Source organism: Streptomyces sp. NPDC015139, from assembly GCF_043079785.1.
GTDB lineage: Bacteria > Actinomycetota > Actinomycetes > Streptomycetales > Streptomycetaceae > Streptomyces > Streptomyces albidocamelliae.
The window spans coordinates 92,841-101,698 of sequence record NZ_JBIBUW010000014.1; the positions used below are offsets into that span (position 1 = coordinate 92,841).

An 8,858-nucleotide genomic window follows, 5' to 3' on the forward strand; every position below is an offset into this window, starting at 1 on the left:
CTTACAGCACCTCCGGCGCGAGCGAGATGATCTTCATGAACTTCTTCTCGCGCAGCTCACGGCCGACCGGGCCGAAGATACGGGTGCCGCGAGGGTCGCCGTCGTTCTTCAGAATGACGGCGGCGTTCTCGTCGAAGCGGATGTACGAGCCGTCCGGACGGCGGCGCTCCTTGACGGTGCGAACGATGACCGCCTTGACGACGTCACCCTTCTTCACGTTGCCGCCGGGGATCGCGTCCTTGACGGTGGCGACGATGACGTCACCGATGCCCGCGTAGCGGCGACCGGAGCCACCGAGCACACGGATGCAAAGGATCTCCTTCGCACCAGTGTTGTCGGCGACGCGCAGTCGCGACTCCTGCTGGATCACGTCTATCTCCTGATCGTCTGCCGGTTCCCGGCAGGGGCCTCAGATCGAGGACCCCTGCCGAGCCTGGCGGAACTGACCTGCGGGTTTGCCCGCAGGAATTACTTGGCCTTCTCGAGGATCTCGACGACGCGCCAGCGCTTCGTCGCGGACAGCGGCCGGGTCTCCATGAGGAGGACACGGTCGCCGACACCCGCGGCGTTCTGCTCGTCGTGCGCCTTGAGCTTGTTCGTACGACGGATGACCTTGCCGTACAGCGCGTGCTTCACACGGTCCTCGACGGCGACGACGACGGTCTTGTCCATCTTGTCGCTGACGACGAGACCCTCACGGGTCTTACGGAAGCCACGGGCCTCAGTGTTCTCAGTCACGTTGCTCTCGCTCATCAGGCGCTCTCCACCGTCTCGATGCCCAGCTCGCGCTCACGCATCAGGGTGTAGATCCGCGCGATGTCCTTACGGACGGCCTTCAGCCGACCGTGGTTCTCGAGCTGACCGGTCGCCGCCTGGAAGCGGAGGTTGAACAGCTCTTCCTTGGCCTCGCGGAGCTTGCCCAGAAGCTCCTCGTTGCCCAGCTCGCGCAGCTCGGACGCCTTGGTACCGGCCGACATCACGCTTCACCTGCCTCGCGCTTGACGATCCGGCACTTCATCGGCAGCTTGTGGGCCGCGCGAAGGAGCGCCTCACGGGCGATCTTCTCGTTGGGGTACGACAGCTCGAACATCACGCGTCCGGGCTTGACGTTGGCGATCCACCACTCCGGCGAACCCTTACCGGAACCCATGCGGGTCTCGGCAGGCTTCTTGGTGAGGGGACGGTCCGGGTAGATGTTGATCCAGACCTTGCCACCACGCTTGATGTGACGCGTCATGGCGATACGAGCGGCCTCGATCTGACGGTTCGTCACATACGCCGGGGTCAGCGCCTGGATGCCGTACTCGCCGAACGCAACCTGCGTTCCACCCTTGGACATACCGCTGCGCTTCGGGTGGTGCTGCTTGCGGTGCTTGACCCTACGGGGGATCAGCATTTCGGTCAGGCCTCCGTTCCGGTGCTCTCAGCCGGAGCCGACGCGGGAGCCTCGGCCTTGGGGGCCTCGGCGCCGGCAGCCTGCTGCGGCTTGCGACCGCGCCGCTCGCCACCACGGCCACCACGGGCCGGGCGGTCTGCACCGCCACGGGCCGGGCGGTTACCCGCACGGGCCGCAGCGTTCTCGGCGCGGACCTCGGCGATGTTCTTGACGTCGCCCTTGTAGATCCAGACCTTCACACCGATGCGGCCGAAGGTCGTCTTGGCCTCGAAGAAGCCGTAGTCCACGTTCGCGCGGAGCGTGTGCAGGGGCACACGGCCCTCGCGGTAGAACTCCGAGCGGGACATCTCGGCGCCACCGAGGCGGCCACCGCACTGGATCTTGATGCCCTTGGCGCCGGCCTTCATCGCCGACTGCATGCTCTTACGCATGGCGCGGCGGAAGGAGACGCGGGAGGAGAGCTGCTCGGCAACGGCCTGAGCAACCAGCTGAGCGTCGGTCTCGGGGTTCTTGACCTCGAGGATGTTCAGCTGGACCTGCTTGCCCGTGAGCTTCTCGAGGTCACCGCGGATGCGGTCGGCCTCGGCGCCACGGCGGCCGATGACGATGCCCGGACGAGCGGTGTGGATGTCCACCCGCACGCGGTCACGGGTGCGCTCGATCTCAACCTTCGAGATACCGGCGCGCTCCATGCCGGACGTCATCATCCGACGGATGGCGACGTCTTCCTTGACGTAGTCCTTGTACAGCTTGTCGGCGTACCAACGCGACTTGAAGTCGGTCGTGACACCGAGCCGGAACCCATGCGGGTTAACCTTCTGGCCCATTACCGGGTTCCTTCCTTGCTGCTGACGACCACGGTGATGTGGCTGGTCCGCTTGCGGATCCGGTAGGCACGGCCCTGGGCACGCGGTCGGAACCGCTTCAGGGTCGGGCCCTCGTCGACGTACGCCTCGGAGATGAAGAGGCTGTCGGCGTCGGTGTGGTCGTAGTTGTGCGCGGCGTTGGCGATGGCGCTGTCGAGCACCTTGCCGACGGGCACGGAGGCGGCCTGCGGAGCGAATCGCAGGACCGCCTGAGCCTCCGTGGCATCCATGCCACGGATAAGGTCCACCACGCGGCGGGCCTTCATGGGCGTAACGCGGATGTACCGCGCCTGGGCCCTGGCTTCCATGGTTGTCCCTCTCAGTTACTTACGTGTCTGAATGCGATCCGCGGTTAGCGGCGCTTCGACTTCCGGTCGTCCTTGACGTGACCCCGGAAGGTGCGCGTCGGCGAGAACTCGCCGAGCTTGTGACCGACCATCGACTCGGTGACGAACACCGGGATGTGGGTCTTGCCGTTGTGCACCGCGAGCGTGTGGCCCAGCATGGCCGGGACGATCATGGAGCGGCGGGACCAGGTCTTGATGACGTTCTTGGTGCCGGCTTCGTTCTGGGCGTCCACCTTCTTGATCAGGTGGTCGTCGACGAAGGGCCCCTTCTTCAGGCTACGAGGCATCTCAACCCGTCCTTAGCGCTTCTTGTTCGTCTTGCGGCGGCGGACGATGTACTTGTTCGACGCCTTCTTGGGCGAACGAGTACGGCCTTCCTTCTTGCCCCACGGGGACACAGGGTGGCGACCACCGGAGGTCCGGCCCTCACCACCACCGTGCGGGTGGTCAACCGGGTTCATCACGACACCACGGACGGTCGGGCGAACGCCCAGCCACCGCTTACGGCCGGCCTTACCCCAGTTGATGTTGCTCTGCTCGGCGTTGCCGACCTCGCCGATGGTGGCGCGGCAGCGGACGTCGACCAGGCGGATCTCACCGGACGGCATGCGGAGGTGGGCCATCGAGCCCTCCTTCGCGAGCAGCTGCACGGAGGCACCCGCGGAGCGGGCGAACTTGGCACCGCCACCGGGACGGAGCTCGATCGCGTGGATCGTGGTACCGACCGGGATGTTGCGGAGGGCCAGGTTGTTGCCCGGCTTGATGTCGGCCCCGGGACCGTTCTCGACGCGGTCACCCTGCTGCAGGTTGCGCGGGGCGAGGATGTAGCGCTTCTCGCCGTCGGCGTAGTGCAGCAGCGCGATGCGCGCGGTGCGGTTGGGGTCGTACTCGATGTGCGCGACCTTCGCCGGCACGCCGTCCTTGTCGTGACGACGGAAGTCGATCACGCGGTAGGCGCGCTTGTGTCCGCCACCCTGGTGGCGAACGGTCACACGACCGGCGTTGTTACGGCCGCCCTTGCTGTGCAGGGGGCGGACCAGCGACTTCTCCGGCGTGGACCGCGTGACCTCGACGAAGTCGGCGACGCTGGCGCCACGACGGCCCGGCGTAGTCGGCTTGTACTTGCGGATTCCCATTTCTCAGTCCTCGTCCGATATCGGACGATCCGACCCGCTTACGCGGTCGGACCGCCGAAGATGTCGATACGGTCGCCCTCGGCGAGGGTCACGATCGCGCGCTTGGTGGCGGCACGCTGACCGAAACCGGTCTTCGTGCGCTTGCGCTTGCCCTGGCGGTTGATCGTGTTGACCCCGGTGACCTTGACGTCGAAGACCGCCTGGACGGCCTGCTTGATCTGGGTCTTGTTCGCGTTCGGGTCGACAATGAACGTGTACTTGTTCTCGTCGATGAGCGCGTAGCTCTTCTCGGAGACGACCGGCTTCAGCAGGACGTCACGGGGGTCCGTGTACGACTTGCTCAGCGGGGTCTCGACGGTGTTCTTGCCCTCGGTGGCGTGGCGACGCGCCTTGGCGACGCGCGCGGCCTTGGCGGCCTTGGCCGCCTTCGAGGCAATGCTCGGGTGACGCGTAGCCATCAGGCCTCGCTCCCTTCGGTGTCAGCGGCCTTGGGGCCAGACACGAAGGACTCGAAAGCGGCCTGGGTGAAGACCACGTCGTCCGAGACGAGAACGTCGTACGTGTTCAGCTGGCCCGGCTCCAGGATGTGGACCTGGGGCAGGTTGCGGGCGGACAGCCACGCGGCCTCGTCGGCACGGTCGACGACCAGGAGCAGGTTCTTGCGCTCGCTGATCTTGCCGAACAGGCTCTTGGCGGCCTTGGTGCTGGGGTTCGCGCCCTCGACCACGCCGGAGACGACGTGGATGCGGTTGTGACGCGCCCGGTCGGTGAGGGCGTGGCGCAGGGCCGCGGCCTTCATCTTCTTCGGGGTGCGCTGCGAGTAGTCACGCGGCACGGGACCGTGCACGACGCCACCACCGGCGAACTGCGGCGCACGGGTCGAGCCCTGACGGGCGCGGCCGGTGCCCTTCTGGCGGTACGGCTTCTTGCCACCACCACGGACTTCGCCACGGGTCTTGGTCTTGTGCGTGCCCTGACGGGCAGCGGCCAGCTGCGCGACGACGACCTGGTGGATCAGCGGGATGCTGATCTTCTCCACGTCGAAGATCTCCGCGGGGAGCTCGACGGAACCGGCCTTCTCGCCAGCCGGCGAAAGGATGTCAACAGTGCTCATCGGTTACCTCAGGCCCCCTTGGCCGCGGTGCGGACCAGGACGAGGCCGCCGTTCGGACCGGGAACCGCGCCCTTGATGAGCAGCAGACCCTTCTCCGCGTCAACGGCGTGGACGGTCAGGTTCTGGGTGGTGACCCGCTCGTTGCCCATGCGACCCGCCATGCGGAGGCCCTTGAACACGCGGCCCGGGGTGGCGCAGCCACCGATGGAACCGGGCGAGCGGTGCTTGCGCTGGGTGCCGTGTCCGGCGCCGAGGCCCTTGAAGTTGTGACGCTTCATGACACCGGCGAAGCCCTTGCCCTTGCTCTTGCCGGTCACGTCGACCTTGATGCCGGCCTCGAACACCTCGGCGGTGATCTCCTGGCCGAGGGTGTACTCGCTGGCGTCAGCGGTACGGATCTCGACGAGGTGGCGGCGGGGAGTGACGTCGGCCTTGGCGAAGTGGCCCTTGAGGGGCTTGTTCACCTTGCGCGGGTCGATCTCGCCGAAAGCGATCTGGACGGACTCGTAGCCGTCGACATCGTTCGTACGGACCTGGGTGACGACGTTGGGGCCGGCCTTGACGACGGTGACCGGAACAACACGGTTGTTCTCGTCCCACACCTGCGTCATACCGAGCTTCTCGCCCAGGATGCCCTTGATCTGCTTAGCCATTCTCAGCTCACCGACCCTCAGAGCTTGATCTCGATGTCGACACCGGCCGGGAGGTCGAGTCGCATCAGAGAGTCAACGGTCTTGGGGGTGGGGTCGAGGATGTCGATCAGGCGCTTGTGCGTGCGCATCTCGAAGTGCTCGCGCGAGTCCTTGTACTTGTGCGGCGACTTGATGACGCAGTACACGTTCTTCTCAGTGGGCAGCGGCACCGGGCCCGCGACCGACGCACCAGTTCGGGTCACCGTCTCGACGATCTTCTTCGCCGAGGAGTCGATGACCTCGTGGTCGTAGGCCTTGAGCCGGATGCGGATCTTCTGTCCCGCCATGGCTACTCAGTAGTCCTGTCTCTTTAACGCTCCGGAACCCGGTGGATTCCTTCTGCTGCCGTCGTTCCTCCGACCCACGCGGTCGGGTGTGTCGCGCTCCCGCTGACACAGATGTCCCTTGTTCGAACATCCCTGCGGGGAATGCGACGGCCCTTCCGGAACCGCGGACCGGGGGCCTCGGGCCCACCGGGCGCCTGGCCGGTGATGCGCCCACACTTCCCGGAAGATTCCCGTACGTCCGCCCCAGTGCTGCCGTGGTGGCAGTTAGGGCGACGAGTACTGTGGGACTCGCTTCCGGTCCTCCCGGCGGGAGGCGCGCAGCATCAACACTCGACCGAGCAACTCGGACAGTCTGCCATATGGGGCGGGTCGCTGGCCAATCGAGCCGAAGAGATTACCCCGAGCGTGACGCACGTCAAACCCCGGCACACGGCTACGTCCCGCAACCGAGCGTGGCGACGGTGGCGGGGAAGTAGGCCCGCATGAACGCCTCGATGTCCTCCCGCCGACTACGATCCCCGAGCCGGACCTGCGGCAGCTGCAGGGTGAGAGTGAAGTAACGGCCGCCGTTGGTTTTGCAGGGGGTCTGCGAGATGGCACCGTCGTTGCCGACGATCGTTTTGAACGGGAACGGGACAGTACGCGGTTCGGCGATGCGTGACACACGGCTCCCGGCCAGGTACGCGAGGTCCGTGGGGGCATCGTCCCAGGCGAAGCGCAGACCGAGAACAGCGTGCTCGCCGGATTGCAGCATGCACGGCGCGGTGACCGCCTCGGTCCGGTCGACTCGGCTGAACTCCCGCAGATCGTCCGTGGACGTCAGCAGGGGGCGGGTGAGCCGACTGGAAACGGAAGTACCACAGATCTGCCCCGGAACGGCGTGGTCAGCAGGACCGGCACAAGAGCTGACGACACATTGCGCCAGCGCTGACCAGCCGAGGAACGCACGGAGGCTCTTCTTCATCGCGGCCGCTCCCCGGATACACCACGCGCGTGACCGATCCCGGCATCAGCCGAGTCGCTGATCTCCTGTCTGGGGTTGAAGTACGTGGCATCGGCCACGTGGTGCGTCTTCCGCCATTCCGCCGCGAGAGCCATGAGCTGGCCGTTCCTCGCGGAGTAGGCCTGGAAGTTGGCGTCCGCCTGCTTCTCATCCAGCCTCTCCTGCTCGTCCTCCAGCCACTTGTCGGTGACGTAATCGAACCCCGCCTGCACATCGTCGCTCGCGACCGGGATGTAGCTGATCGCCTTGTCGAAGAGCGGCTTCGCCTCGAACTCGGCCGTCTTGGGGTCGCCCTGGGCCTGGAGGCGGGCCTCCTCCAGGAAACCCACCGTGCGGCCGGCCCGCGTCAGCGAGTCCGCGGAGTGGCCGTGGTCCGCGTGGATGGTGGAGACCATCGCCTGGTTCAGCCCCCCGTTCAGCGCCCCGTACGCCCCCTCGTCCTTGGACACCTGTTTCGTCACCTCGAAGAGTTCGCCCTGGTCCAGTGGGGAATGGGCGATGTCGATCTCGCTCATGGACGCGTGGACCGTCGCGCCGTGGTTGACCAGGACGGCCGCCATCGGGCGCCGTAGGGACGGAGGGAACTCGTCGCCGCGGTCGGCGAGTTGGTGCAGCGCGGACCGGAGGACCGTCTCGTTCGGCGCGCCGTGGGAGACGTAGTGCGCGTGCCTGTCCGACGGGTCGATCCCCGTGGCCGCGGCCTGGAGCGCCGCCCCGAGGCCCGCCCGGTCGTCCGCGTCGGGCCCGGCCACGTACCGGGTGGCCGTCGGGCCCTCCCGCACGTGCAGCGTGACGTCCCAGTCCCGGTCCTTCAGCAGGTACGTCATGCGGGCCTCGTCGGACAGGTAGTGCGCCGCCGTACCCGGATCCCGGCTCATGAGCCCGAGCGCGCCGTCCACCGGGTCGTTGGCGAACCAGCCGTCGTGCCGGCCGGCGTAGGTGCCCTTCAGCCGCCAGATGCCGGGCTCCCGGCGTTCCGCGGCGATCATGTCGTCGGTGAGGTCCTCCAGCATGCCCGGCGCGTAGCCGTGCCCGTGCCGCATCAGCGTCACCAGGGACTGGTAGCCCACCGCCTGGTCCAGGCGGGCGCCCTGCGCGTCCGTGGCGGCCCGCTCGACCCCCGCCTCCCGCATCTCCGCCCGCCACCGCCGGTACCACTCCGAGTGCGTGTCCCGCGCCGCCGTGGCCAGTGAGTCCGCCAGACCGGTCTCGATCGCGGAGCAGGCCCGCAGGGACGCGCCGCTCAGCCCGCCCCGTACCTGGAGGAGGTCGTTCAGCTGGTTCGTCAGCCGGATCGTGCCGTCGGCTCCCAGGCCGTCCAGGAGCGTGCGGGAGAACTCCACGTCGTCGGCGTTGTCACGGAACGCCCGCTCCAGTTCGGCGAGTTCGCGGTCCGAGAGGTGTGCGCCCCGGCTCAGGCGGGCGAGGAGCCGGTCGGCCTCCACCGCCTCGTACTTCTCGACGTCCCCCATCGCCCTGCCGTTGAAGCCCCGGCCCCCGGCCGGCGGGTCGGAGTCGACGACCACCGCCTTCAGCGCGGTCCGCACACCCGTGTCCGCGTCGGTGACGTCACGGACCGCCTTGTCGATGCGGGCCTGCCAGGAGTGGACGTCCGGCTCGTGCCCTCCCCCGGAGCCGGACGCGTGTCCGCCCCCCGGGTCGGCGGACACCAGGCCGCGGTCCGAGACCCGCAGGCCCGCCGCGGTCGCCTCTCTCCGCACGGCCGTCAGCCGGCTCCTCAGATCCACGAACTGGGCGTGCGCGTCCCGCAGGAGGGAGGCGACGGCCTTCGCCTCCGTCTGGGCGTAGGCGAACTCCTTCAGCGTGACGGCGAAGCGCCCGTGCGCCGCCTCCGCGCTCATGCCGGCCCAGGCCGCGGGGCCGGCGGAGACGCCGTACACGCCGGTCCGGTAGGCGCGCTCCTGCTTGGCGAACTCCCCCGCCATGCCGTCCCAGCGTTCGGCCGCGGCGGTCAGGGTGCCGAGGTCGGCGGTCATGATCTCGTGGTACGTCGGCA

At 67.7% G+C, this 8,858-nt stretch carries 14 protein-coding genes; all 14 read right to left on the minus strand.

The window, feature by feature from the left end; genetic code table 11:
* Position 1 precedes the first annotated feature (1 nt).
* The 14 genes from rplN to ACF08B_RS31500 all read right to left on the minus strand — a co-directional run bounded on the left by rplN (position 2) and on the right by ACF08B_RS31500 (position 8,838).
* A complete protein-coding gene (gene rplN, locus ACF08B_RS31435) occupies positions 2-370 on the minus strand; it encodes a 50S ribosomal protein L14 (protein WP_003998823.1) in 369 nt (122 codons plus the stop codon).
* A 98-nt stretch (positions 371-468) separates the two neighbouring features.
* Complete coding sequence (gene rpsQ / locus ACF08B_RS31440) at positions 469-753, minus strand: 30S ribosomal protein S17 (RefSeq protein WP_014674375.1); 285 nt, start codon at positions 751-753, stop codon at positions 469-471.
* On the minus strand, positions 753-977 hold the full coding sequence (gene rpmC, locus ACF08B_RS31445) for a 50S ribosomal protein L29 (protein WP_030174543.1): 225 nt from the start codon (positions 975-977) through the stop codon (positions 753-755). The genes rpsQ and rpmC overlap by 1 nt, the downstream gene beginning before the upstream one ends.
* Positions 977-1,396 (minus strand): 50S ribosomal protein L16, encoded by a 420-nt coding sequence (rplP, locus tag ACF08B_RS31450; RefSeq protein ID WP_073901439.1) that lies wholly within the window; start codon positions 1,394-1,396, stop codon positions 977-979. Before rplP ends, rpmC begins: the two co-directional genes overlap by 1 nt.
* A gap of 5 nt (positions 1,397-1,401) precedes the next feature.
* Positions 1,402-2,223, minus strand: a complete 822-nt coding sequence (gene rpsC / locus ACF08B_RS31455; RefSeq protein ID WP_003998826.1) for a 30S ribosomal protein S3 — start codon at positions 2,221-2,223, stop codon at positions 1,402-1,404.
* The gene (gene rplV, locus ACF08B_RS31460; protein ID WP_003974262.1) at positions 2,223-2,570 is read right to left on the minus strand and encodes a 50S ribosomal protein L22; all 348 of its coding nucleotides are present in this window, start codon (positions 2,568-2,570) and stop codon (positions 2,223-2,225) included. Before rplV ends, rpsC begins: the two co-directional genes overlap by 1 nt.
* Before the next feature lie 44 nt (positions 2,571-2,614).
* A complete protein-coding gene (rpsS, locus tag ACF08B_RS31465) occupies positions 2,615-2,896 on the minus strand; it encodes a 30S ribosomal protein S19 (protein ID WP_003992359.1) in 282 nt (93 codons plus the stop codon).
* A 12-nt stretch (positions 2,897-2,908) separates the two neighbouring features.
* Positions 2,909-3,745 (minus strand): 50S ribosomal protein L2, encoded by an 837-nt coding sequence (rplB, locus tag ACF08B_RS31470; protein WP_031167077.1) that lies wholly within the window; start codon positions 3,743-3,745, stop codon positions 2,909-2,911.
* Positions 3,746-3,783: 38 nt separating this feature from the next.
* A complete protein-coding gene (gene rplW, locus ACF08B_RS31475; protein WP_073901440.1) occupies positions 3,784-4,203 on the minus strand; it encodes a 50S ribosomal protein L23 in 420 nt (139 codons plus the stop codon).
* Entirely contained in the window at positions 4,203-4,859 is a 657-nt protein-coding gene (gene rplD / locus ACF08B_RS31480; protein ID WP_031167072.1) for a 50S ribosomal protein L4, read from the minus strand. Before rplD ends, rplW begins: the two co-directional genes overlap by 1 nt.
* Before the next feature lie 8 nt (positions 4,860-4,867).
* A complete protein-coding gene (gene rplC / locus ACF08B_RS31485) occupies positions 4,868-5,512 on the minus strand; it encodes a 50S ribosomal protein L3 (RefSeq protein WP_020135811.1) in 645 nt (214 codons plus the stop codon).
* 17 nt (positions 5,513-5,529) lie between these two features.
* Positions 5,530-5,838 carry a 30S ribosomal protein S10 gene (gene rpsJ, locus ACF08B_RS31490; protein ID WP_003948644.1) on the minus strand — a complete coding sequence of 103 codons (309 nt, stop codon included), beginning with the start codon at positions 5,836-5,838 and terminating at the stop codon, positions 5,530-5,532.
* Positions 5,839-6,271: 433 nt separating this feature from the next.
* Complete coding sequence (locus tag ACF08B_RS31495) at positions 6,272-6,802, minus strand: hypothetical protein (protein ID WP_392320515.1); 531 nt, start codon at positions 6,800-6,802, stop codon at positions 6,272-6,274.
* Positions 6,799-8,838, minus strand: coding sequence for a hypothetical protein (locus ACF08B_RS31500; RefSeq protein ID WP_392320516.1), 2,040 nt, complete (start codon positions 8,836-8,838; stop codon positions 6,799-6,801). The genes ACF08B_RS31495 and ACF08B_RS31500 overlap by 4 nt, the downstream gene beginning before the upstream one ends.
* Positions 8,839-8,858: the final 20 nt, after the last annotated feature.